Here is a 23,015-nt window from a genome sequence, read left to right as displayed (position 1 = left end):
GATGCAATCCACCTTGCCTCGGCGGCGCCTTAGCTGCCGAAGCCCGGGGCGACGCGCAGCTCGCCCGCCAGGATCCCCCGGCGCGAGCGGATCTCGGGGTTGCCCCATTTCTTCGCCATCGGGTGATCCGCCTCCAGCGCGCCGTATTTCACCAGCAGATGGGTGATCGCCGCCTCGCTGGCGCGGGAATTGCCGTCCAGCACCTTCAGCGCGATGCCCAGGCCCCGCTGCGGCAGGATCGCCACGAAAACCGCCTCGGCCCCGGTCTTCACCGCCGCGCGGCCCGCGCAGGCGCGCATCAGCTCGGTACAGGCGCGGGTCTCGCCCGCCACCATCTCGGGATGGGCCATCATCGCCTGCACCAGCCGCGCCTGGGCCCCGGCGCGCAGGCCCGTGCCCTCGCGCGCGGCGGCGAAACCGGCCATGGCGCGGGCCAGGCCCCGCAGGGAGGTGGCGAAATTGGGCGCCGAGCAACCGTCCACGCCCCAGCCCCGCACCGCCTCGCCCGTCACCTCCTCGAAGGCTGCACGCACGGCGGCCTGCACCGGGTGATCGACCTCGGTATAGTCCGCGCCGCCGCCCAGGTGCCGGTTCAGGGTCAGGAAGCCGCTGTGCTTGCCCGAGCAGTTGTTGTGGATCTGGCAGGGCGCCTCCTCGGCGCGGATCAGCGCGTTGCGCGCCGGGATGTCGTTGGGTTCCTGCGGGCCGCAGCGCAGGTCGGCCTCGCCCAGGCCCAGGTTGGCCAGCCAGGCGGTGACCGCCTCGGAATGGATCGCCGCGCCATTGTGCGAGGCGCAGGACAGGGCCAGCTGCCGCGCGCTTAGCCCGGCGGCATCGGCGGCGCCGCTTTCCAGCAGCGGCAGGGCCTGGATCATCTTGCAGGAGGAACGCGGATAGATCACCGCCTCCGGGTTACCCCAGGCCGCGACCACCTGACCGCCGGCATCGACCACCACCGCATGGCCCGCATGCAGGCTTTCGCAGATGCCGCCGCGCCACAGCTCGGCCATGGGCACCGCGCCCGCGTCTTGCGGGCCCAGCCCCGCCTCATGTGCCTCTGATCCCTGTGCTGCCGTCATCGTCGCTGTCCTTCCCCGTTCACGCATGTGCGAATTCCCGCCAATCGGCCTTTCGCATGTGGCAGCTTTTCGTCTATTGTTGCAATGTCGAGACGCAATGGCCCCGCCACAGACGCCGCACAGGCGCGGGGGGTCGGACAGAGGCAAGGACAGCTTGGAGGCTGGACAGATGAACTTCCGGGTATTCGCCGCCGCGGCCTGCGTGGCTTGCGCCGCAACCGGCGCGCTCGCGCAGCAGGACGTGAGCGAGAACCAGGTCAGCGCACAGACCGATTGGTCCGTGTTCGAAGACACCGACCCGCGCGAATGCTGGGCCGTGTCGATCCCCAAGGAAACCGTGAATACCCGCGACGGCGAGGTCGTGTCGGTGCGCCGCAGCGAGATCCAGCTGATGGCCTTCTACCGCCCCGGCGCCTCGGTCTCGGGGCAGCTGGCCTTTACCGGCGGCTATCCCTTCGCCGAGGGCTCGACCGTGACGCTGAACGTCGACGGCACGGAATACGAGCTTTACACCGAAGGCGAATGGGCCTGGCCCGCGACCACCAGCGACGACGCGCGGATCATGACCTCGCTGAAGGCCGGGTCCGAAGCGGTGCTGACCGGGCGGTCGGGCCGTGGCACGGTCACCCGCGACACCTTCTCGCTCATGGGCTTCACCGCCGCCGTCGAAGACAGCGAACGCCGCTGTCAGTGAGGCCCGTCTGGGAAACCGTCCGGGGGACGGTTTCAGGGCCGAACGGGCGGAGCCCAGCCGTCTTGGAAACGTTCCGGGGGAGCGTTTCAGCTGCGAACGGGCGGAGCCTAGCCGTTTAGGAAACGGCTACGCCGATCAGAAAGGCGCGTGAGCGGCTTTCCGGCTGAACGGCGCCCCTTCCCTCCTGGGACGGACGAAGCCTGCCCTCCGCGCCCGCCCCTCCCCTTCCGCAGAGCCTTTCGCCCCGCCTGCGGCGGCGCGAGCCTCCGGCGGGGATATTTTTGGCAATGAGAAAGGCGAGGGGGCGGTGCCCGAAAGCATCGAGCCGCCCCGGCTGCGACGTAGGCCAACCGGGGCGTGACGGTGCCGTGGCGCGCCCGTTGGCGGACTTTGCCACCCGGGCGCGCGGTCGCGGCTTTACCGTGCCCCGCCCCTCTCTTCTCATTGCCGGAAATATCCCGGGGGGAGTCGCGCGGTCCGCGCGGCGGGGGGCAGAGCCCCCCTTACCCCCTCTACGTGTCGCCCTCCGGCGACGGGGGCCAGAGCCCCCTTCCTTCCCTTGCGACCCTCGCCCCCCTCTACGTGTCGCGCGCCGCGCGGGCGACGGGGTACCCCTTGCACCACGGGTTTTCATGACCAGATGAATCCGCTATAGACCCGGCTTCCCTGCCTTCACCCTGTCGCCACGAGACCGTCATGAGCCAGCAGCCCGCCGCGCCGATCACCCAGGACGTCCTGACCATCCCCCGGAAACTGCCGGAGGGGGCCCGCAATCTTGTCGGCCTGACCCGCCCGAAGCTGCGCGAAGCGCTGATCGAGATCGGCACGCCCGAGAAACAGGCCAAGATGCGGGTCAACCAGCTGTGGCAGTGGATCTACCACTGGGGCGTGCGCGACTTTGCCCAGATGACCAACCTGGCCAAGGATTTCCGCGCCAAGCTGGCGGAGAATTTCACGATCGAGCTGCCCGAGATCGTGTCGAAGAACGTCTCGGCCGATGGCACGCGCAAGTACCTGGTGAAGATCGCGGGCGGCCATGAGGTCGAGGTGGTCTATATCCCCGAGACCGATCGCGGCACGCTGTGCATCTCGTCCCAGGTGGGCTGCACCCTGACCTGTTCCTTCTGCCACACCGGCACCCAGAAACTGGTGCGCAACCTGACGCCGGGCGAGATCGTGGGCCAGATCATGCTGGTGCGCGACGATCTGGGCGAATGGCCCGAGCCGGGCACCGGCACCGGCGAGAACGGGCCGCGCCTTCTGTCCAACATCGTCCTGATGGGCATGGGCGAGCCGCTGTACAATTTCGACAACGTCCGCGACGCGATGAAGATCGCCATGGACGGCGAGGGCATCGCCCTGTCGCGCCGTCGCATCACCCTGTCGACCAGCGGAGTGGTGCCCGAGATCGCCAAATGCGCCGAAGAGATCGGCTGCCTGCTGGCGGTCAGCTTCCACGCCACCACCGATGAGGTGCGCGACAAGCTGGTGCCGATCAACAAGCGTTGGAACATCGAGACCCTGCTGGGCGCCCTGCGCGACTACCCGCGCCTGTCGAACTCCGAGCGGATCACCTTCGAATATGTGATGCTGAAGGGCGTGAACGACACAGACGCCGACGCCCGCCGTCTGGTGCGGCTGATCAAGGGCATCCCGGCCAAGATCAACCTGATTCCCTTCAACGAATGGCCCGGCTCGCCCTATGAGCGCTCCGACTGGTCGAGGATCGAGGCCTTCGCTGATATCGTGCACAAGGCCGGCTATGCCTCGCCCATTCGCACCCCGCGCGGCGAAGACATCATGGCGGCCTGCGGGCAGCTGAAATCAGCCACCGAGCGCGCCCGCAAGTCGCGCGCCCAGATCGCCGCCGAAACCGGGCTGTGATCGGAAGGGGAGGGGGCCTTGCCCCCGTCGGCTGCGCCGACTCCCCCATAGTATTTCCGGCCATCGAATGGGAAGAAGTGCACACTTCCCCTATTCGATGGCCCAAAATACTCCCGCCGGAGGCTTCGGCCCGTCAGGGCCGAATCCAGTGTCACACCGAGGTACAGATGTATTTCATCTCGAGGAATTCCTCGATGCCGTGATGGCTGCCTTCGCGGCCCAGGCCCGATTGCTTCACTCCGCCGAAGGGCGCGACCTCGGTCGAGATCAGGCCAGTGTTGACGCCGACGATGCCGTATTCCAGCGCCTCCTGCACCTGGGTCACGCGGCTGAGGTCCTTGGCGTAGAAATAGCTGGCCAGGCCGAAGATCGTATCGTTGGCCAGCGCGATCACCTCCTCGACCGTGTCGAACTTGAACAGCGGCGCCAGGGGGCCGAAGGTCTCTTCGGTCGAGAACTTCATCTCGGTCGTGGCGCCGGTGACGATGGTCGGGTCGAAGAAGAGGCCCGCCTCGCCCTTCTGACCGCCCAGGATCACCTCGGCGCCCTTGGCGCGGGCGTCGGCGATGTGGTCCTCGACCTTCTCCACGGCCTCGGCGTTGATCAGCGGGCCCAGCTCGGCACCCTCGGCGAAGCCGTCGGCCACCTTCATGGCGCCGACGCGGGCCTTCAGTTTCTCGGCGAAGGCGTCATAGACGCCCGATTGCACGTAGATTCGGTTGGCGCAGACGCAGGTCTGGCCGTTGTTGCGGAACTTGCAGGTGATGGCGCCTTCGACCGCCGCGTCTAGATCGGCGTCGTCGAAGACGATGAAGGGGGCGTTGCCGCCCAGTTCCATCGAGCATTTCATCACCTGGTCGGCGGCCTGTTTCAGCAGGATCCGCCCCACCTCGGTGGAGCCGGTGAAGGTCAGCTTACGCACCTTGGGGTTCTCGCAAAACTCCTTGCCCGCCTCCGAGGACCGCGAGGAGGTGACCACGTTGAAGACCCCCTTGGGGATGCCTGCGCGGTCGGCCAGCACGCCCAGCACCAGCGCCGAGAGGGGCGTTTCCTTCGCGGGGCGGGCGACGAAGCTGCAGCCGGCGGCCAGGGCCGGGCCCGCCTTGCGGGTGATCATCGCATTGGGGAAGTTCCACGGCGTGATCGAGGCGGCCACGCCGATGGGTTGCTTGATCACCGTGATCCGCTTGTCGCGCTGGTGGCCGGGGATGGTCTCGCCATAGATCCGCTTGGCCTCTTCGCCGAAGAACTCGATGAAACCCGCGCCATAGGCGATCTCGCCCTTGGCCTCGGCCAGGGGCTTGCCCTGTTCGGCGGTCAGGATGGCGCCCAGGTCGTCCTGGTGTTCCATCATCAGGTCGAACCAGCGGCGCAGCACCTGGGCGCGTTCCTTGCCGGTCCATTGCGCCCAGTCCTTTTGCGCCGCATGGGCGGCGTCGATGGCCTGGGCGATCTGGGCGCGGGACAGGTCGGCCACCTGGGCGATCACATCGCCCCGAGCCGGGTTCACCACGTCGAAGCGGCCCTCGTCGCCCGCGATCCAGTCGCCGTTGACATAGGCCGCCTCGACCAGCAGCGAGGGGTCCTTCAGCAGGGATTTCAGGTCGGTCTTGGCGGCGTCCGGCATGGGGCTCTCCTTCGGGTCCGTGTCGGGCTGGAGAGTAGCGCAGATTGCCGCCAAGACCAGAGGGTCAGAGATCGGACCAGCAGGGGAAGGGGTTGCCGGGCAGGGGGCGGGCGGCCTGGACGCCGCGGGCGATGGCACGGGCCATGCAGATGGCGGCGGCGTGGCCCAGTTCCAGCAAGCCGGTCCCGCCGCCCAGGGGCTTGGCGCCGGTGGCGGCGGCAAAGATCAGGTCGCCGTCGTCGGGGGTATGGCTGGGCACCAGGGCGCGGGCGTAGCCGTCGTGCGCCGCGGTGGCCAGACGCTTGGCCTGGGCCTGGGTCAGATCCGCATCGGTGGCGACGATGCCGATCGTGGTATTGGCGCGCGGGTTGGCGGCCTGACGCGCCAGGCCGGCCTTGGTGACGGCGGCGTGGGGGTCGGGGAATTGCGACGGCAGGCCCAGCCCGCCGAACTCATCCCCCATTTCCCAGGGGGCAGCCCAGAAATGCCGCGTGCCGCCCACATGGGCCGCGCCAAGGGCGTTAACCGCCACCAGTGCGGCCACCACATGGCCCGAGGGCAGCCGGACCGAGGCGCTGCCCAGCCCGCCCATGATCCCTGCGGTGACGCAGCCGGTGCCCGCGCCTTCGCTGCCCAGGGCCACGTCCAACCCGCGCGCGGCATAGGCGGCGCGGCCAAGCGCCTTGTAGGGGTTCTCGTCCCACTCCTTGTCGCCGCCGTTGATCAGATCAAACAGGATCGCGCCGGGCACGATGGGCACCCGCACCGGCCCGGCCTGAAAGCCGCGCCCGTCGGCGCGCAGCGCATCGGCCACGCCGCCCGCCGCATCCAGACCAAAGGCCGAGCCGCCCGAAAGGACCAGCGCATCCACCTGTTGCACCGTCTTGTCGGGGGCCAGCAGGTCGGTTTCGCGGGTGCCGGGCGCGCCGCCCATGACGTGCACGGCGGCGGTGAAGGGGGCCTCGGCGGTCAGCACGGTCACCCCCGTCTTCACCGTCAGATCCTGGGCCTGGCCGACCAGCAGCCCCTCGACATCGGTGATCGCGTTGCGCATCGCCGCCACTCCTTCATTCCTGTGTTTGCGATGCGCACTAAATCCCGCCGGCGCGGGGGCCGCAACGGCCAAAGCCGCTTGTGTTGCCGCCGCCGAAGCCGCATGAAAAGAGAGAGCGAATTTCCAGCCGGGGGCAGACAGGCGGATGTAAATCCGATTAACTCGCCCCATATACTTGACGATATTTCCGACGGAGGACGCCATGTCGAGTTTCGAGGCCCAGCTTCAGCAGAGCCAGAAAGAGGTTGCCGAGGCGCAATCGAAGATTTCCGAGCTGACCGGCCGCATCGAGGCGGCGCGCGCCAAGATGGGCACCGGCGAGGATGTCTCGATCGAGATCGAGAACGCCACCCTGGACGATGTGCACGCCCATACCGAGACGATGAATGCCAATATCGCCGAGCTGATCATGGGCCTGGACGATGTGACGGCGCAGTTCTCGAAGGACTTCGACGAGATGCGCGGCAAGACCGGCTGGGAAAGCTTCGTCGGCATCTTCTCGAAGGCGAAGTCGGACAACATGCGCCAAGAGCGGATCCGCACCGCCAGCATCGACGACAAGCTGCAGGACCTGATCGCCAAGTCCGACACGATCACCAAGCTGCTGGAAGGCCAGCTGGCCGTGCTGGAAGAGCAGAAGGACAAGGTCGAGGCCAACCTGACCGCCACCCTGGACGAACGCGAGGCGACGGTGCAGGGACTGGAGGATGTGCGCTCGGAAATTACCGACATGGATCCGAAGATCATCGAGGTTGAGAACAAGATCGCGGTGGAACAGGACGCGGCGGCGCGCACCAAGCTGGAATCGGAACTGGCGGCGCTGAATACCCGCTATAACGAGCTGGTGCAGGACGAACAGGTGAAGATCGCCAAGTCGCAGACGCTGGAGCGCTATATCGAGAAGGGCAAGACCTGGGTCGATTCCTTGCAGAACCAGGCGGCCACGCAGATGGTGCTGATCAACAAGCTGAAGACCGACACCAATCAGCGGGTTGTGCTGTATGACGCGCTGACCAAGTCGCTGAAGACCGCGCAGCAGCAGGAAGTGGCGCACCGGATCAACGAGATCGGGGTCGAGACCGACAAGCAGGCGCAGCAGGCCATGGCGCAGATCGGCGCCGCGACCAACTCGCGCATGGCCGACATGATGGAGGCCCACGAGGGCCAGATGGTCTTTGCCCGCGACGTGCTGGCCGCCAAGGCCAAGGCCGACGAGCGTTTCGCCCGCCGCTTCCAGAAGATCGTCGAGAAACACGACAAGAACCTTTACGGCGCCTGAGGCGGGCCGGGCGGTGCGACGCGCGCTCCCCTGCGGGAGCGGCGCCCCGCCCGCCGTCCCTCTCGCCGCCGGGGCCTGAGCCCAGGGGCCGGGCCCAAAGGACGACCACCAAGGCCGGGGTGCCATGCAACAGGACCAAGGGAACGACCGCGTGGGGATCACAGACCCCCATGCCTCCCGCCGCTACTTCCGCAAGTTTGAGGCGATCATGGGCCACCTGGCCCATGTGGCCGGGGCCATGCGGGCCGAAAAGACCCTCAGCGAGGCCGAGACCGAGGTGCTGGCGCGCCATATCTCGGCGCTGACCTTCACCTTCCGCGCCCTGTCGATGAAATACCTGCTGGCGGGGCGCGACACGGGGCGTTTCTTCGGCTCGCTGACCATCGACAACCACGAAAGCGGCTTTCCCGCCGCGCAAGAGTTGATGGTGATGGCCAATGACGCGGGCCAGGCGGGGAAACACCTGGCTTCTATGCCCTCGGTCGCGGCGCTGAAGCGGCAGATGCTGGATCAGATCCTTTCGGATCATGCCCTGCCTACCAAGACCCAGTTCGCCCTGTCGCAGCGCCTCTATTACGAGGAACTGGCGCGCGGCGATCTGTTCTGGCCGCGCAACGACCCCGAGGCGCTGTGGCTGGAGAACCTGGGCGGCAAGGGCGGCGCGCGGCGGCGCTATCTGCTGCATTGGTCGGTCTACGACAGCGGCACCAACCTGCCGGTGATCTACCTGATGGAGGTCGAGGATACCGGCCGGACCGGCCTGCCCAAGGACCAGGGCCGCTGGCCCCAGGTCCAGGCCCATCTGGTGGCGCAAAGCCTGGGCGGGCTGAAACTGCTGACCATCGCCCAGGGGTTCGACACCGATTTCGCCGACCTGCACCCAAAGCGCCTGCGCCGGATCCACATCGGCCCGATGTATTCCCATGCCTTCACCCGCCAGTCCGGTCCCATCCGCGACGTGCTGGAGGGGGCGGGCGGCGCCGAGGGCGAGGATTGGGCCCTGGCCTGGACCTCGGAAGAGCTGCTCTCGGAACGGGTGAAGACGGAAAAAAGCGGCTGGTTCGGCCAGGTCGAGCGCGAGATCTTCGCCCTCGACCCCCTGTCGGGCGGGGCCGAAACCGGCGCCACCTCACAGGATCGGGCGCTGATCCTGCCCGCCCGGCCCTTCCAGGTGCTGTCCGAGATGAACCCGCCGGGCTTTGCCCGCATCCGCAAGTTCGTGGTCGGCGCGGGCGACCGCGTGCTGCGCTACTGAGGCGCCGGAATTTCAGACCTGCCCTCTGGGCGGGGATATTTTGACACGGAAAGAAGGGGGAGGGCCCAGATGAGCCTGACCGGAGACCAGATGGAGCTGCGCGAGGAGGAGATCCGCAGCCACTACCCCGCCGCCGAGGCGCTGCTAGAGGGGTTCGACCACGCCCCGCGCATCGCCCGGGCCCTGGCCAGCGCTGCGACGCCCGGTCGGGCGGAAGAACGCTCGCCCGGCATCGGGGCGACGCGCCGCCGCTTCCGCTCGACCACGCCGGGGCTGACCACGCGGCGCACCGGCCCGGCGGGCGGTGTGCATCTGCTGGAGACCATCGCGCTTTGTGACGGTGACGACCCGCTGACCTCGCCGCGCCAGGCCGCCGTGGCCCGCGCCATCCGCCGCGCCCTGGCCGTGGCCATGGCCCTGGGCGAGGGTTTCGCCGATGCCACGCCCCTGACCGAGCTGAAGGCGGCCAATCTGGGCGGCAGCCTGCCGCGCGACCGCATGGCCGAATTCTCGGAACTGCTGGCCGCCCAGGCGCTGTTGCAGCTGCATGTCACCGCCAATGCCCTGTCCTACCTGCTGTCGGCGCAGATGGGCGAGATCACCGTCGATCCCGGCGAGGCCGAAGAGATCCTGACCGACAACGCCCCCCTGGCCCTGCAAGGCCTGCTGTGGGAGCTGGACCAGAAGCTGACCGCCTTCGCTGCCGGTGACGAAGAGAAACTGGTGCCCACGGTCACCGCCTTCTGCGCCCTGGTGATGGAAAAGACCGCCCTGCGCGCCGACAGCCACCCCCATCTTGGCGCCTTCACCGCCGCCACCTGGCGGGTAGAGGCCGACGACCTGACGATCCGTGGCTTCACCCCCGCCGCGCATACGAAATCCACCCAGCTGGTGATGACCTTCAAGAAGCCGCATGAGGTGGTGGGCAACCATATTGCCAAGTATCAGGCCATGAAGCTGGCCAAGATGCTGATGGCCTATGATTTCGACCGCAAGCTGAACCCCTTCGCGGAACTGGGCGGCTTCATCTTCACCTTCATGGGCGACGGGATGCCGGGCACCGGCAAGACCACCCTGATCCAGATGATGGCAGGCCTGCTGAACGACTACTGCCAGACCGCCGGTTACCCCTTCCGCTATCGCAACCTCTCGACCGAGAACATCGACAGCTATCAGGGCAAGTCGGGGCAGAACGCCAAGGCCTTCATCACCGACATCCTGGACCCCGCCGTGATCGGTTTCGGCACCATCGACGACATCGACCAGATCGCGGGCAAGCGCGGTGACCGGCAGTCCTCGGCCGGGCAGCAAGAGATCACCGCCGTGCTGATGGAGAGCTTTGCCGGCGCCAATACCGTGGTGCGCGGCAATTGCACCTTCGGCATGTTCTCGAACTACCCCGAGAACGTCGACGACGCCCTGCGCCAGCGCGCCGGGGCCCGCTTCCTGGTCGATGGCCCGCAGACCCGCGACGATTACGTCGACATCCTGGCGCTGCTTCTGGGCAAGCGGCACGAGATCCCCCTGGGCGATCACGAGCTTTACGCCGCGCAGGAGATCAAGCGCGCCGTCGCCGAAAGCTTCGCCAGCCACGCGCGGCCCAAAGAGGCGCAGCTGATCGAGGTCTATGACGAGATCCAGCGCCGCACCGGCCCGCTGGACACGATCGCCAAGCTGGGCAGCTACCTGAAGGCGATCCAGGAGGCCGACCCGCGCTTCACCGGCCGGGCGATCAAGAACATCACCGATGCGGTGAAGGTCCGGGCGATGGATTTCGAACTGCCCGACGAATGGATGGAAGAGCCCGATCTGTTCCTCTTCCAGCCCTACGACACCAAACGCGCCATGATCGAAGAGCTGCGCCAGCCGATCACCGTCGAAATGGTGGTGCAAGAGATCAACCGCTACGCCGACAGCGAATTCCGCTATGCCGACAAGTCGGATGCGGCGGCCATCGACGCCATGGTGCGCGACATGGGCCGGACGGAAGAGGCCAAGCGGCGGTATTTGAAGGAGCGCGAGGGATGAGCGAGCCCCGCCCCCTGGTCGCCTATACCTTCGCCGAGGCCCTGCCCGGGCTGGCGGCGCTGGCGATCCTGCTGGGGGCGGGGGTCTGGGCCTGTGCCCGGCTCGCGCGGTTGCTGCCGGTGACCCCCGGCGGCCTGATGGCCAAGCGTGCGGGCGCCGGGGCGCTGGTGCTGGCCCTGTCGCTGGGCGCGGCGCTGCTCTCGCCCGCCCTGACCGGCTGGCTGATCGGTTTCGACCTGCCGCCCGCGCCCGAAACGGGGATCGAGGCGGCGGCCTCGGTCCTGTTCACCTTCTGGGTCTTCCTGCTGGCCGCCCTGGCCGAGCTGCTGTTCTACGCCTTCGTCGTGGGCGCGGCGGTGCTGGCGCTGATGACCACCGTGACGCTGCGCTGCTGGCAGAGCGTGGAAGGGGGCGCGGATGTCTGAGGGGTTGGGGTCGGTGGTGTGTGGGGGGGGCGAGGGAAGCCGCCGTCGCTTTCGGGCAGTCGGGGGCGGGGGCCATCGTTGGGTCAGTGCTGCACCCTACGTTGGTTGCGCCCGCCAAGATCCAGAGAGGCCGCCCATGACCCAACCGTCGACCCACAGAACTGAGGGCAGCGCCGGACCCGAGGGGGGGCGTGTAGCGCCCGCCCGTCGAACCGAAGGTTCGCCTGCGGCGAAACGGGGCGGGTCGGGCGCTGCCCGGCGGTGCCCGCCGGGCGGGACAAGTGGAGGGGGGAGAGGATGAAGCCCGAAACCAAAGACCCGGGGCAGAAGTTCACACCGATATGGTTTGGTATTCTCGGTAGCCTCGCGGTTCTCCTGTTTATTCTCTGGCTTGCTGTGCAGCCAGCGCCGGAAAACGCCGGCACAAGAGCCGCAGAGTTCTGGTCTCTGCCTCTGAATTCCATGGGAGACGCCCTCGCCGGACTCGCCGCCTCTCTCGCCTTCCTCTGGCTGATCGTCACGGCCTTCATTCAGAAGAATGAACTGAAGGAGCAGCGCGCTGAGTTGGAGCTCGCACGCGAGGTCCAAGACAAGCAACTGAATGCTATGAAGTCGCAGGCGGCTATTTTCGAGGAAGAGCAAAAGCAACGGCGCGAAGATCGGGCCGACAAGGAAATCGACGGTCGACTTGAGGAAGTTTTCTACTTCATGAACCGGATCGCTGGGGTTGCACGGCTTAACTGGAGAATCATGGCCGACAACGACAAAGGCGATCAAGAAGTGTCGGCGAAACTGCTCTCAGGAGATCATCGCACGAGCTACGCACAAGATGAAATGTGGACGCGCTTTCACAGCGTCGCTCGTAACTATGCGATTATTTACGAAGCGTTGACCTTCAGCAGACTGCGTGCCTGCCCTTCAGAGGGAGATAGGCGCCTTGCGCGGGAGCTTCTCGAAAAGCTCAATGCTATTCTAGAATTGGAACCGCAGGCCTCCGGCGCAATGCAAGCCTATCTCCGGCTGATTTGCATCCAAGAGGGCACGAGAGGTATCGAGAAAGCTGTGAACAACGACTCGCTTTGGGGCGAGTCAGGAGCGCAATAGACCATGAACCGCCTCATCCAAACCGGCCTGATGTTCGCCAACCTCACCCGCGTCGATACCCCCGCGCTGGTCGAGCGGTATAACCGTGCGCTCCACCATCTGACCGGCAAACGCACCGCGCTGACCGAGTTCGCCATCGACATCTCGGGCTATTCCCCCGAGGTGGCGGACGAACTGGGCGATCCGAATTACCTCAACCGCAACGGGGTGAACCGGCAGATCATCCTGCTCAGCACGCGGCAGAAATCGGCACCCCTGCTGAACGCGCGCTTTTCCTCCACCCGGACCCTGCTGCGCCAGTTCATCGACCGCAACGAGGCGCAGCTGTTTGCGCTGACCGCCCGCGACGCGGTGGCGGGCGAGATGGTGAACGGGGTCTTCGACGTCGACAGCGCGGCCAAGCTGATGGATCTGCGCCGCCTGACCATCGAGGCCGACACCACCACCGGCACCCTGCGCGATGCCGAGGCGCTGGCCGCGCGCGCCGAACGCTTCCTCGACGAAGAGGACGCCTGGTTCGATGACGCGCTGATCGACGAGATGATCGCCCTGGCGCGCAAGACCGGCGACGTGACGCGTAACCCGATCCGCCTGAAACACACCGCCTTCAGCCAGGACAATTTCTGGACCTCGCATCTGGGCGGCGTCTACCTGTTCTCCGATTGCGACAACCCGGCCCTGCTGGCCCGCGACCCGGGCGCCCTTGGCAAGCCGCCGCTGCCCCTGGTCGACATGACCGACCCGCGCGACGTGGCCGCCTGGCTGCACGGCAACGGGCTGGTGCAGCCGCTGGCCACGGCCCATGGGGTCGATGCGGCCCGGGTGCTGCGCCAGAAGATGGATTTCATCGTGGTCGATGCGGCCCAGGATGGCGGGCTGGACCTCGCGGGCGCCACCGCCCGCGACCTGCGCGCCCTGGCCCGCGACAATGCCGAGCGGCTGCCCGAGGAATACCACCAGATCCGCCGCGTCGTCGCCTGGCTGGAAGAGGGCGGCCGCCGCCCGCGCCACTCGCCCGACGACCCGGCCTATTTCTACCTGCTGCGCGCCGCCGACACGCCGGACCGCGACCTGGTGAACATGCTGCTGTCGGAACTGGCGCAAAAGGACGTGCGGCAGCTGTTCATCTGCCACAAGGAGCTGTTCTACAGCCTCTATCGCGGCTGGAGCGAGACCAAGAAAAGCTATGTGGCCGACTTTCTGGCGCGTGATTACCTGGCCGACAAGGCGGGCACGCGCGAGGCGCTCTTTGGCCATGACGACCCGCCGCCCGCGCCCACGCCCGCCGCCACGGCGCCCGCCCGGCGCACCGGACCCTGGTCGCGCAACACCTCCAGCCCGGCGCCCGATCCGATCCCCATCGTCGGCCCCTGGGGCGCCGTGATCCGCGAAAGGAAGTAAGCCGATGGTCTTTGCCTTTGTCCGCCTGGCCCTGGTCGCCTTCGTCGTGATGACCGTGGCCTATGTGGTGATCTCGATCTGGTCGCGGCAGGTGCGGCGGCGCAAGCTGATCCGCGACTGGGAGGAAGAGGGTCGCCCCGGCGAACGCTCGGACTATGTGGAACGGGGGCTGGACGATTACGACGATTCCCTGCGCCGCAAATTGATCCTGCTGATCTACATCCTGCCGGTGGTGATCGTGGGCTTCATCATCTATCTCGTGAACTTCATGTAAGGGAGATCGCCATGCGCTACGTGAAATGGGCCCTCTGGGCCGTCTTCTGGCTGCTGATCGCGGCCTTCTTCCACTACACCCTGCCGCAGCGCGACATCGTGCGGATCACTGACACCTTCGAACGGCGGGTCGATTTCGGCGAGAACTCGCTGTTCTGGGCCAAGGCCGATACCGGCAATGCCACCGGCACGGTGAACCGCGACGTCTTCTTCATCCAGACGATCCGCGAGAACGGCCGCCCGATGGTCTATCGCAACGAGGATACCGGCTGGGGCTGGCCGCCGTACTTCAAGTTCGACACCAACAACCTGCAAACCGAGGCCGCCGACCTGCGCTCGACCTCGGCCAATCCGCAATGGGTGGTGGTGACCCATTACGGCTGGCGGAACGAGTTCATCTCGATCTTCCCCAATGCCGTGGGCGTGCGCGGGGTCGACAGCCCCGATGTGACCCTGATCCCCTGGCTGAACATCATCATTCTGCTGGTCTTCGCCGCCATCTGCTGGGCCATCCGGGTGCGCTGGATCCGCTTCCGCGAACGCCGCATCGACCCGGTGGTCGAGAATGTCGAAGACAGCTGGGACGAGGGGCGCGGCCGCGTCTCTGGCTGGCTGTCAAGCTGGCGCAAGAAGAAATGACGGCTGTCCCGGGGTGCTCTCTGGCCCCGGGATCCCGCCCGCACCCCGGACGGGCGGATGAACCTTTTGCCCCCTGCCGCGTTGACCTGCCAGCAGATCCCGCAGCGACATCCGGACCGGAGGGCAAGGCTTGGCTCAGGCAATCGCAATCGACCCCGACCGGGCGGAAGCCCCCGATGCCTCGGCCCCGGCCCAGCCTGGCCAATCGCAGAACGGCCCCTTCCTGGTCATCGCCAACGAGGCCTCGGGCACCAATGCCCGCGACAGCGACGCCATCCGCCGCGCCCTGGCGGTGCTGGAGGAGGCCGGCGCCCGGCTGCGCCACTGGTCGCCCGGCGATGACCGGGCGCTGAACGCCATTCTGGAGGAAGAGATCGCCGCCGGTGTCCGCACCGTGGTGGCAGCAGGCGGCGACGGCACGGCCATGGCCCTGGCTGATGCCATGGCGGGTCGCGATGCGGCCCTGGCGGTGCTGCCCCTGGGCACCTTCAACTATTTCGCCCGGGGCCTCGGCCTGTCGGAAACCCCCGAAGAGGCCGCCCGCGCCCTGCTGGGCGCCGAACGTCGGGCCATCCGGGTGGGGGCGGTCAACGGTCAGATCTTTCTCAACAACGCCTCGCTGGGGATCTACCCCTCGATCCTGAAGGAACGCGAGGATGTCTATCGCCGCTTCGGGCGCCGCCGCCTGATGGCCCATTGGTCGGTGCTGCGCACCTTCTGGCGATTCCAGCGGCCGATGCAGCTGACCCTGACCCTGGCCGATGGCAGGCGGCGCAGCTATCGCACGCCGCTGCTTTTCGTGGCCCGGTCCGCCTACCAGCTGGAGCGGTTCCACCTGGCGGGGGCCGAGGCGATCCAGCGCGATCACCTGGCCCTGCTGATCGGGCGCGGGCACAGCCGCGCCGCGCTCTTCCGCCTGGCCTGGCGGCTGGTGACCCGGACCATGCAAGAGGGGCGCGATTATCACCTGGTCGAGGCCGAAAGGGTCCGGGTCGAAACCGCGCGCCGCCGTCCGCTTCTGGCCTTCGACGGCGAGAAGCGGCGCGACCGCAGCCCCTTTGACTTCGCCATGGCCGACCAGCCGCTGACGATCCTGCTGCCCGCCGCCCGGCGCGAGGCGGGCCTCCCCCCGGACAAGGCCGCCTGAGCCCGCCCGCCCCCTGCCGCCCGTCCCGCCGACCCTTTCGGAGAGCCCCAGATGAAACGCATCCTGCACCTGTCCGACCTGCATTTCGGCCGCGCCCGCCCGGATCTCGAGGCGCCGCTTCTGGCCGCCATCGCCCGCAACCGGCCCGACCTGTTGGTGGTCTCGGGCGATTTCACCCAGCGGGCGCGGCACGACCAGTTCCGCCGGGCCCAGGCCTTCCTGGCGCAGCTGTCGGTGCCGGTGCTGTCGGTGCCGGGCAACCACGACACGCCGCTGGACCGCCCGGTCGAGCGGCTGCTGGCGCCCTTCCGCCGCTATCGCCGCTATATCGACGCCGAGACAGAGCCGGTCTACAGCGACGGGCAAATGACGGTGGTGGGGGTGAATACGGTCAACCCGCTGGCCTGGCAGCAGGGGCGGTTCTCGTCCCGGGCGCGCGATCGGGTGGCGCGGCGCCTGGACGCGCACCCGGCGGCGCTGTCGGTGGTGGTGGTGCACCACCCGCTGGAACATGGGGCCAACGTGGACAAGCGCCTGACCCGGGGGGCGCGCGCGGCGCTGACCCAGCTGTCGGATTGCGGCGCCGACGTGGTGCTGTCGGGGCATCTGCACCGCGCCTCTTCGGCGCCCTTCCGTGCAGCCCCGGGCCTGCTTTTCGTGCAGGCGGGCACCGGGCTGTCCTCGCGCACCCGGGGCGAGGCGAACACCTTCAACCTGCTGGATTGGGAAGAGAGCGGCGCACTGCGCGTCACCACCTGGGGCGCGCGCGGTCAGGGGCCGGGGGCGGTCTTCGCGCCCGAGGCTTCCTCGCTCTTTCGTCGCGACGGTGCCGCCTGGGCCCGCCAGCCCGCCGCCCCCGGCGCCGCCGCCCTGTCCCGCCGCTGCGCCTGAGGGCGAGATGGAGAGGGGGCTCTGCCCCCCCTTGAGCCTGCGGCTCAATTCCCACCGGGATATTTCTGGCAATGAGAAGGATAAGGGGTGGCGCACGTGAAAGCCCAGGCCTCTCCCCGGCTGAAACGTCCGCCAACGGGTGCGCCGCGCCCGGTTGGCCTGGGTCACAGCCGGGGTGCCCTCGGGGCTTTCAGGCGCCGCCCCCCTTGCTCTTCTCATTGCCAAAAATATCTCCGCTAGGCAGGCATCGCCCGGCACGGGCGATAAAGGGGCGCGACAGCTACCCCTGCCACGCCGGTGATCACCAGACCCGCCCCCTCCGCGTCCGGTCCGCTTCGGGGCTGGTCCTTCCCCGGCGGGCTGCTAAGCTGATGCCAAGAGATCCGGAGAGAGCCATGACGCCCGACGACCGCGCCTTCCTGACCCGCCTGTTCGACGCCGCCGTGGCCGCCGCCGACCCGGGCCTGGCCCTGGCGGGCCATCTGCCCAAGGCGCCGCGCGGGCGCACCGTGGTCATCGGTGCGGGCAAGGGGGCGGCGCAGCTGGCTCAGGCCTTCGAGGCGGCCTGGGAGGCGGCGGGCAACCCGCCGCCCGAGGGGCTGATCGTCACCCGCTACGGCTATGCCGCCCCCTGCCGCCATCTGGAGGTGCTGGAGGCCGCCCATCCGGTGCCCGATGCCGCCGGTGCCGCCGCCACTGCGCGGCTTCTGGATCTGCTCTCGGGGCTGACCGAGGAGGATCTGGTGGTGGCGCTGATCACCGGCGGCGGCTCGGCCCTGCTGGCCGCGCCGCCCGCGGGCCTCAGCCTGGAGGATGAACAGGCGCTGAACACCGCGCTTTTGCACTCGGGCGCGCCGATCTCGGCGATGAATGCGATCCGCAAGCAGGTCTCGGCGGTGAAGGGCGGGCGGCTGGCCGCCGCCGCAGCACCTGCACGGGTGGTCTCGCTGATCGTGTCGGACGTGCCGGGCGATGACCCGGCGCAGGTGGCCTCGGGCCCTACGGTGCCCTGCGCCAAGGGCCGCGCCGAGGCTATGGCGGCGATCCGGACCCATAACATCCCCGTGCCGCAGCGGGTGCAGGACTTCCTCGACAGCGCCCCCGAGGATGCCCCCGACCCCGCCGACCCGGTCTTTGCCCGCAACGAGGTGCATGTGATCGCCTCGGCCGCCCGCTCGCTCGAGGCCGCTGCCGCCCTGGCCGAGGCCGAGGGGCTGCCCGCCGTCATCCTGTCGGACGCGATGGAGGGCGAGGCCCGCGAGGTGGCGCGTGTCCAGGCCGCCATCGCCCGCGAAGTGCGCCTGAAGGGGCGGCCCTTCCGCGCCCCGGTGCTGATCCTGTCGGGGGGCGAGACGACGGTGACCCTGCGCCACAAGGGGCGCGGCGGGCGCAACACCGAGTTCCTTCTGTCCCTGGCGCTGGAGATCGAGGGGATGGAGGGCCTGCTGGCCCTGGCCGCCGATACCGACGGCATCGACGGTTCCGAGGACAACGCGGGCGCCTTTGCCGATGGCGAGACCGCCGCCGCGATGCGAACCGCGGGCGTCGATCCGGCGGCGGCCCTGTCGGGCAATGATGCCTTCACCGCCTTCGAGGCGGCGGGCGCCATCTTTGCCCCCGGGCCGACCGGCACGAATGTCAATGATTTCAGGGCGATCTGGGTGAAGTGAGGCGGCGGGCCGCCCTCAGGTGGCCAGCATCCGCAGCCCATGGGTCACGTCAGAGCGCACCGCCAGGCGCAGCCCCGGCTCATCCCCGGCCTTCAGCGCGGCGATGATATGGCGGTGGAAATGCGGCGCCTCGCTGCGCCGCATCCGACCGTAGAGCTTGCACATGGTCGGCCCCAGTTGCAGCCAGACCGTTTCCGTCATCGCCAGCATCGCGGGCGCTTGGGCGCGCAGGTAAAGGGTGCGGTGAAACTCCAGATTGGTGCGGATATAGCCCACCGGGTCATGGGCGCGCACCGCATCGGCGATGGTGCCGTTGATCGTCTGCAACCGGTCGATCAGCGCCATATGGGCGCGGGGCAGGGCGCGCGAGGCCAGTTCGACCTCGATCAGGGCACGCAGCGCCGCCAGCTCTTCGATCCGCTCATTCGACAGATCCGGGGTCGACACCCGGCCCGAAGAGGACAAAAGCAGCGCGCCCTCGGCCACCAGCCGCCGCACCGCCTCGCGCGCGGGCGTCATCGACACGCCGTATTCCTTGCCGATGCCGCGCAGGGTTAGGGCCTGCCCGGGGGGGATCTCGCCATGCATGATGCGGGTGCGCAGCCCGCGATAGACGCGGTCATGGGCCGAAGGCGAGGGATCGGGGCGGGTCTGGATCAACATGGGGGATATGTGATCACAGGGGCGCCCGTCGTCAAGCGCCCAGGCGGCGCGAGGCCTTGTCTACGCCTCGAAACGGTAGCGGTGCAGCACGTTGCCCTCGGTCTTCAGCCAGCGCCGGGCGGGTTTGTGATCACCATAGAGCCGCGTGACCAGATCCCAGAAGGCACTGGAATGGTTCATCTCTTCCAGATGCGCCACCTCATGGGCCGCGACATAGTCCAGCACCGCGGGCGGCGCCATGATCAGGCGCCAGGAAAACATCAGCGCGCCATCGGCGGTGCAGCTGCCCCAGCGAGAGCGGGTGTCGCGCAGGGTCAGGCGGCTGTAGGGGCGGCCCAAGGCGCGGGCGTGGCGGTCGCAGGCCTCGGTCAGCCGGTCGCGGGCCAGTTCGCGCGCCCAGGCGGCCAGGCGGGTGGCGATGCGGTGGTCGGGCACCTCCAGCCGGTCGCCCGCCAGCCGCACCCGCCGCCCGCTGCCCATGCAGATCAGCCGCGGCACGCCTTCGATCGGCAGGCGGGTGCCCAGGTCGATCACCTCGGCGGGGGCATGGCGCGACAGGTTGCGGCGCAGCCAGGCCTCTTTCTCGGCGGCAAAGGCCAGGGCCTCGTCCTCGGGCACCCGGGCGGGCAGGGTCAGGGTGACCCGCCCGTCCAGCGACGAGACACGCAGCGATATTCGGCGCGCCCGGGCCGAGCGACGCAGAATCAGGGGGATGGGGGGGTTGCCCGGCAGCAGATGCTGGCCCATATGGCTCCTCGACAGGTGATGCGCCCGCGTGAGCGGCCGAAAGGTCTTGATAGATCGGGACCGTTATGGCAGGTGGCGCGGATCGTGGACAAGTGATGTCAGCCAAGAAGGAACCAGAAATGCCCAAGGAAGAATGGGGCACGAAGCGCGTCTGCCCGACCACCGGCAAGCGGTTCTATGACCTGAACCAGAACCCGATCGTCAGCCCCTACACCGGCGAGATCGTCGAGGTCGAGACCGGCAAGAGCCGGATGATCGCCGCCGATGCCGAGGATGCCGCGTCGAAGAAAGCCGCCGCGCGCGAGAATACCGACGATGGGGACGTCCTCGAAGAGGATGACGTCGATGTCGAACTGGATGATGATCTGCTGGACGACGATGACGATGACGATAACGTCTCGCTCGACGAACTGGCCGATGTCGCTGGCGACGACGACGAAAGCTGATCCTGCCCCCGTCGGTTCGATGATCTGACGGGGATTTGGGGGCCGGTCCGCAGGGCCAGAGGGGCCCCTTCAGAAAATCCTCCCCGCGGCGCGATTTTTCGCTTGATCCCGCCCCGGGCTTCCCATAGAGAACGCCGCACAAGGTCGAAACGGCCTTGCGGAACGGGGCCTTAGCTCAGCTGGGAGAGCGCTTGCATGGCATGCAAGAGGTCAGGGGTTCGATCCCCCTAGGCTCCACCAATCCCCCTATGTCAAAGTGATGTCCCTTCGGGGACGACGCCCCAGGGGCGATTTGATCTGCCGTCGCGGCGCCAGGCCCGGGGGCCGTTTGCCGTTGCGCGCGGGCCCTTTGCGCGCCGGGCTTGGCGGGCGGTGGCGGAGTGCCCCGCCCTGCGCTGGTTAACGACATCTTAACGAATCCGCCGGATCCTTCCGCCGCGTGGCGCGTCGGGATGCGCCGCCTCAGAGAGGACCTGGCCGGAAGGCCCGCCGCCCGCCGGTGCCGCCGCCGGGACGGCTGGCCTGCCGGGCGAGGGGCCGAGCCGAGATGAGGGTGGGATGCGACAGGGACAGCAAGGAACCGGGCGCCGGGGCGTGCCCCTGGCGGCGGGCGGGCCGGTGCAGGGCGCGCTTTCTGCCCCCGTGATGGCGCCGGTGATTGGCCCCTTGTATGGCCGCGTGATCGGTCCCGGGGCGCTGCGATGCGCCCGCTTTGCCCGCTCCAGTGGTCAGCGGTCCGCATCTTCGATCCCGAGGCCGCGTGTTTCTCAAACCCCCGACGCCCGTCCGGGGGCCTTAGGCCCGGGGCGCTGATGCCCTGGCGGGCGCTTCTGTCCGATCCGGGGGCCGACCCGGTCGGGGGCGGCGCCCGGGCGACCGCGCGCGCCCTGCGCGATCTGGCGCTTCTGGCGGAACAGCTGACCGAGGCCAGCGCCGTGGCGCTGTGCCTGGCGCCCGACTGGGCGCGGCAGCTGGACCTGACCGATTGCCTGATCGGCCCCGAAGAGGGGGTGGCGGCGCTGATGCCGCTGGCCGCCGATGTGCTGGCCGGTTTCTCCGCCCCCCCGGGGGCACGGACGCAGCCGCAAAGCTGTGCCCCGCTGGTCACCGACCGCCGGATCGGGCCGGGCAGCAGCGGGTTGGCTCGGGCGCTGTTCCTGTCCAACGGCGCTTGCGTCGGGGTGCTGGCGCTGTCGCTGCCGGCCACCACCGGCGCGGGGGTGAACGTGGCCGATGAAGACCGGACCGGCCAGGGCCTCGACCTGCTGGCGGCCACCGCCGAGACGCTGCTGAACGGCCGCCTGCGCCAGTTAGAGGTGCGCCAGGGCCTGGTGGCCTGCCGCACCGAGATGGAGACCCTGCGCCGGATCAGCGAACGCGACCCGCTGACCGGGCTGGCCAATATCGCCGCCTTCGAGACGCGCAGCCGCGCCCTGTTGCGCGACAGCACGCGGCCCGCGCTGCTGGTGCTGCTCGACATGGATCACTTCAAGGCGATCAACGATCTGTACGGCCATCAGTTCGGTGATCTCTGCCTGAAGACCGTCGCCGGCGCGGTGCGCGACGGGGCGCCCGAGGGGGCGGTGGTCGGTCGGCTGGGCGGGGATGAGTTCGGGGTGATGCTGCCGCTGCCCGCGCCGCTGGACAGGGCGGGCCAGCAAGAGATCCTGAGCGGGTTCACCAGCCGGATCCTGCGCGCCACCGCGCCGCTGGACAAGCCCGGGCTGGGCCGGGTCAGCATCGGTGCGGCCCATTTTCCCCATGACGCGGGGGAATACGGCCGCCTATACAGTCGGGCCGATCTGGCGCTTTACGCCTCGAAATCCCAGGGGCGCGGCGGCGCGACCCTCTATGACACCGAGGTGGGCGAGCGGTTCGACTATACCGAGCTGGCGAAGAATTTCCGCGATGCCTGCAGCAGCGGCCAGGTGGTGCCCTATTTCCAGCCGATGGTGGATCTGGAAACCGGTCAGCCGCAGATCTTCGAGGTGCTGTGCCGCTGGAACAACCCCCGCCACGGGCTGATGGCGCCCGAGACCTTCTCGTCGATCTTCACCGATCACGAGTTCGCCTCGCATCTGACCCGCCACATGGCGCGCTCCTCGCTGGCGGTCTTTGCCCGGGCCCGCGACGGCTTGCCCGAGGGGGCGAAACTGTCGCTGAACCTGACCTATTTCGACCTGATGGACCGCGAGTTCGTCTTCGACCTGCAACTGATGCTGGCCGAAAACGGTATCGCCTGGGGGGAACTGGTGGCCGAGGTGCAGGAAACCGTGGTCATGGATGACGAGAACGGCCAGATCTTCCGCACCCTCAGCGAGCTGCGCCGCCGCGGCGTCGAGATCGCGCTGGACGATTTCGGCACCGGCTATGGGGCGTTGAAACATCTGCGCAGCTGGCCGGTGGACATGCTGAAGATCGACCGCAGCTTCGTGGACGGGATCTGCACCTCGCGCCGGGACCGGGCCATCGTCGCCTCGATCCTGCAACTGTCGCAGGATCTGGGCTTCCGGGTGGTGGCCGAGGGGGTCGAGACGGCGGCCCAGGCGGCGCTCTTGCGCGAGATGGGCTGCGACCTGGGGCAGGGCTTTGGCCTGGGGCGCCCGGTGGGGCCGCAGGGGCTGATCGGCGGGGCATGTGCCGGGGGCGGCGATGCGGCGGGCGCAGCGGCGGATCTGGCGACCGAGCGCACCGGGAAGCACCCGTAAA

20 protein-coding genes and 1 tRNA gene are annotated in these 23,015 nt (G+C 68.4%); 16 read left to right on the top strand and 5 right to left on the bottom strand.

The window, feature by feature from the left end:
• Positions 1–29 precede the first annotated feature (29 nt).
• Positions 30–1,010, bottom strand: coding sequence for an asparaginase (locus ACRARE_RS04580; RefSeq protein WP_432655654.1), 981 nt, complete (start codon positions 1,008–1,010; stop codon positions 30–32).
• Between the two features lie 238 nt (positions 1,011–1,248).
• On the opposite strand from ACRARE_RS04580, the gene ACRARE_RS04575 reads away from it, so the two are divergent.
• Positions 1,249–1,773, top strand: coding sequence for an invasion associated locus B family protein (locus tag ACRARE_RS04575; RefSeq protein ID WP_432655225.1), 525 nt, complete (start codon positions 1,249–1,251; stop codon positions 1,771–1,773).
• Positions 1,774–2,469: 696 nt separating this feature from the next.
• Positions 2,470–3,657, top strand: a complete 1,188-nt coding sequence (gene rlmN, locus ACRARE_RS04570) for a dual-specificity RNA methyltransferase RlmN (protein ID WP_432655224.1) — start codon at positions 2,470–2,472, stop codon at positions 3,655–3,657.
• A gap of 151 nt (positions 3,658–3,808) precedes the next feature.
• Here the strand turns inward: rlmN and ACRARE_RS04565 are convergent, their stop codons facing one another.
• Together ACRARE_RS04565 and ACRARE_RS04560 are read right to left on the bottom strand one after the other, a co-directional pair.
• A complete protein-coding gene (locus ACRARE_RS04565; protein WP_432655223.1) occupies positions 3,809–5,284 on the bottom strand; it encodes an NAD-dependent succinate-semialdehyde dehydrogenase in 1,476 nt (491 codons plus the stop codon).
• A 64-nt stretch (positions 5,285–5,348) separates the two neighbouring features.
• Positions 5,349–6,338 carry a P1 family peptidase gene (locus tag ACRARE_RS04560; protein WP_432655222.1) on the bottom strand — a complete coding sequence of 330 codons (990 nt, stop codon included), beginning with the start codon at positions 6,336–6,338 and terminating at the stop codon, positions 5,349–5,351.
• 202 nt (positions 6,339–6,540) lie between these two features.
• Between ACRARE_RS04560 and ACRARE_RS04555 the strand changes: the two genes are divergently transcribed.
• The 11 genes from ACRARE_RS04555 to ACRARE_RS04505 all read left to right on the top strand — a co-directional run bounded on the left by ACRARE_RS04555 (position 6,541) and on the right by ACRARE_RS04505 (position 18,450).
• Positions 6,541–7,617 (top strand): hypothetical protein, encoded by a 1,077-nt coding sequence (locus ACRARE_RS04555; protein ID WP_432655221.1) that lies wholly within the window; start codon positions 6,541–6,543, stop codon positions 7,615–7,617.
• Between the two features lie 124 nt (positions 7,618–7,741).
• The gene (locus ACRARE_RS04550; protein WP_432655220.1) at positions 7,742–8,872 is read left to right on the top strand and encodes a hypothetical protein; all 1,131 of its coding nucleotides are present in this window, start codon (positions 7,742–7,744) and stop codon (positions 8,870–8,872) included.
• A 69-nt stretch (positions 8,873–8,941) separates the two neighbouring features.
• Positions 8,942–10,900 (top strand): ATP-binding protein, encoded by a 1,959-nt coding sequence (locus ACRARE_RS04545; RefSeq protein ID WP_432655219.1) that lies wholly within the window; start codon positions 8,942–8,944, stop codon positions 10,898–10,900.
• Positions 10,897–11,325 (top strand): hypothetical protein, encoded by a 429-nt coding sequence (locus tag ACRARE_RS04540; protein ID WP_432655218.1) that lies wholly within the window; start codon positions 10,897–10,899, stop codon positions 11,323–11,325. Before ACRARE_RS04545 ends, ACRARE_RS04540 begins: the two co-directional genes overlap by 4 nt.
• Positions 11,326–11,622: 297 nt before the next feature.
• Positions 11,623–12,429, top strand: a complete 807-nt coding sequence (locus ACRARE_RS04535) for a hypothetical protein (RefSeq protein WP_432655217.1) — start codon at positions 11,623–11,625, stop codon at positions 12,427–12,429.
• Between the two features lie 3 nt (positions 12,430–12,432).
• Positions 12,433–13,830: a DUF6638 family protein gene (locus ACRARE_RS04530; protein WP_432655216.1), complete on the top strand. Its 1,398-nt coding sequence runs from the start codon at positions 12,433–12,435 to the stop codon at positions 13,828–13,830.
• Positions 13,831–13,834: 4 nt separating this feature from the next.
• Positions 13,835–14,104 carry a hypothetical protein gene (locus tag ACRARE_RS04525; protein ID WP_432655215.1) on the top strand — a complete coding sequence of 90 codons (270 nt, stop codon included), beginning with the start codon at positions 13,835–13,837 and terminating at the stop codon, positions 14,102–14,104.
• Positions 14,105–14,115: 11 nt separating this feature from the next.
• Positions 14,116–14,742 (top strand): DUF1523 family protein, encoded by a 627-nt coding sequence (locus ACRARE_RS04520; protein ID WP_432655214.1) that lies wholly within the window; start codon positions 14,116–14,118, stop codon positions 14,740–14,742.
• Positions 14,743–14,872: 130 nt separating this feature from the next.
• The gene (locus ACRARE_RS04515) at positions 14,873–15,889 is read left to right on the top strand and encodes a diacylglycerol/lipid kinase family protein (protein WP_432655213.1); all 1,017 of its coding nucleotides are present in this window, start codon (positions 14,873–14,875) and stop codon (positions 15,887–15,889) included.
• A 51-nt stretch (positions 15,890–15,940) separates the two neighbouring features.
• Positions 15,941–16,780, top strand: a complete 840-nt coding sequence (locus tag ACRARE_RS04510) for a metallophosphoesterase family protein (protein WP_432655212.1) — start codon at positions 15,941–15,943, stop codon at positions 16,778–16,780.
• Positions 16,781–17,175: 395 nt separating this feature from the next.
• Complete coding sequence (locus ACRARE_RS04505; protein WP_432655211.1) at positions 17,176–18,450, top strand: glycerate kinase type-2 family protein; 1,275 nt, start codon at positions 17,176–17,178, stop codon at positions 18,448–18,450.
• Positions 18,451–18,465: 15 nt separating this feature from the next.
• Here ACRARE_RS04505 and ACRARE_RS04500 read toward each other — a convergent pair whose 3' ends face one another.
• Together ACRARE_RS04500 and ACRARE_RS04495 are read right to left on the bottom strand one after the other, a co-directional pair.
• Positions 18,466–19,113, bottom strand: coding sequence for a GntR family transcriptional regulator (locus ACRARE_RS04500; RefSeq protein ID WP_432655210.1), 648 nt, complete (start codon positions 19,111–19,113; stop codon positions 18,466–18,468).
• Between the two features lie 60 nt (positions 19,114–19,173).
• On the bottom strand, positions 19,174–19,860 hold the full coding sequence (locus ACRARE_RS04495; protein ID WP_432655209.1) for a M48 family metallopeptidase: 687 nt from the start codon (positions 19,858–19,860) through the stop codon (positions 19,174–19,176).
• Between the two features lie 119 nt (positions 19,861–19,979).
• Here ACRARE_RS04495 and ACRARE_RS04490 point away from each other — a divergent pair, with 119 nt between their 5' ends.
• The 3 genes from ACRARE_RS04490 (at position 19,980) to ACRARE_RS04480 (ending at position 23,014) form a co-directional block, all read left to right on the top strand.
• On the top strand, positions 19,980–20,306 hold the full coding sequence (locus ACRARE_RS04490) for a TIGR02300 family protein (RefSeq protein ID WP_432655208.1): 327 nt from the start codon (positions 19,980–19,982) through the stop codon (positions 20,304–20,306).
• A gap of 164 nt (positions 20,307–20,470) precedes the next feature.
• A tRNA-Ala gene (locus ACRARE_RS04485) sits at positions 20,471–20,546 on the top strand.
• A gap of 572 nt (positions 20,547–21,118) precedes the next feature.
• The gene (locus tag ACRARE_RS04480; protein WP_432655207.1) at positions 21,119–23,014 is read left to right on the top strand and encodes a putative bifunctional diguanylate cyclase/phosphodiesterase; all 1,896 of its coding nucleotides are present in this window, start codon (positions 21,119–21,121) and stop codon (positions 23,012–23,014) included.
• Position 23,015 lies beyond the last annotated feature (1 nt).

Source organism: Pseudooceanicola aquaeponti (assembly GCF_050897975.1).
In the GTDB taxonomy this organism is placed as follows: domain Bacteria; phylum Pseudomonadota; class Alphaproteobacteria; order Rhodobacterales; family Rhodobacteraceae; genus Pseudooceanicola.
This window is presented reverse-complemented; position numbering and strand designations above follow the sequence as displayed.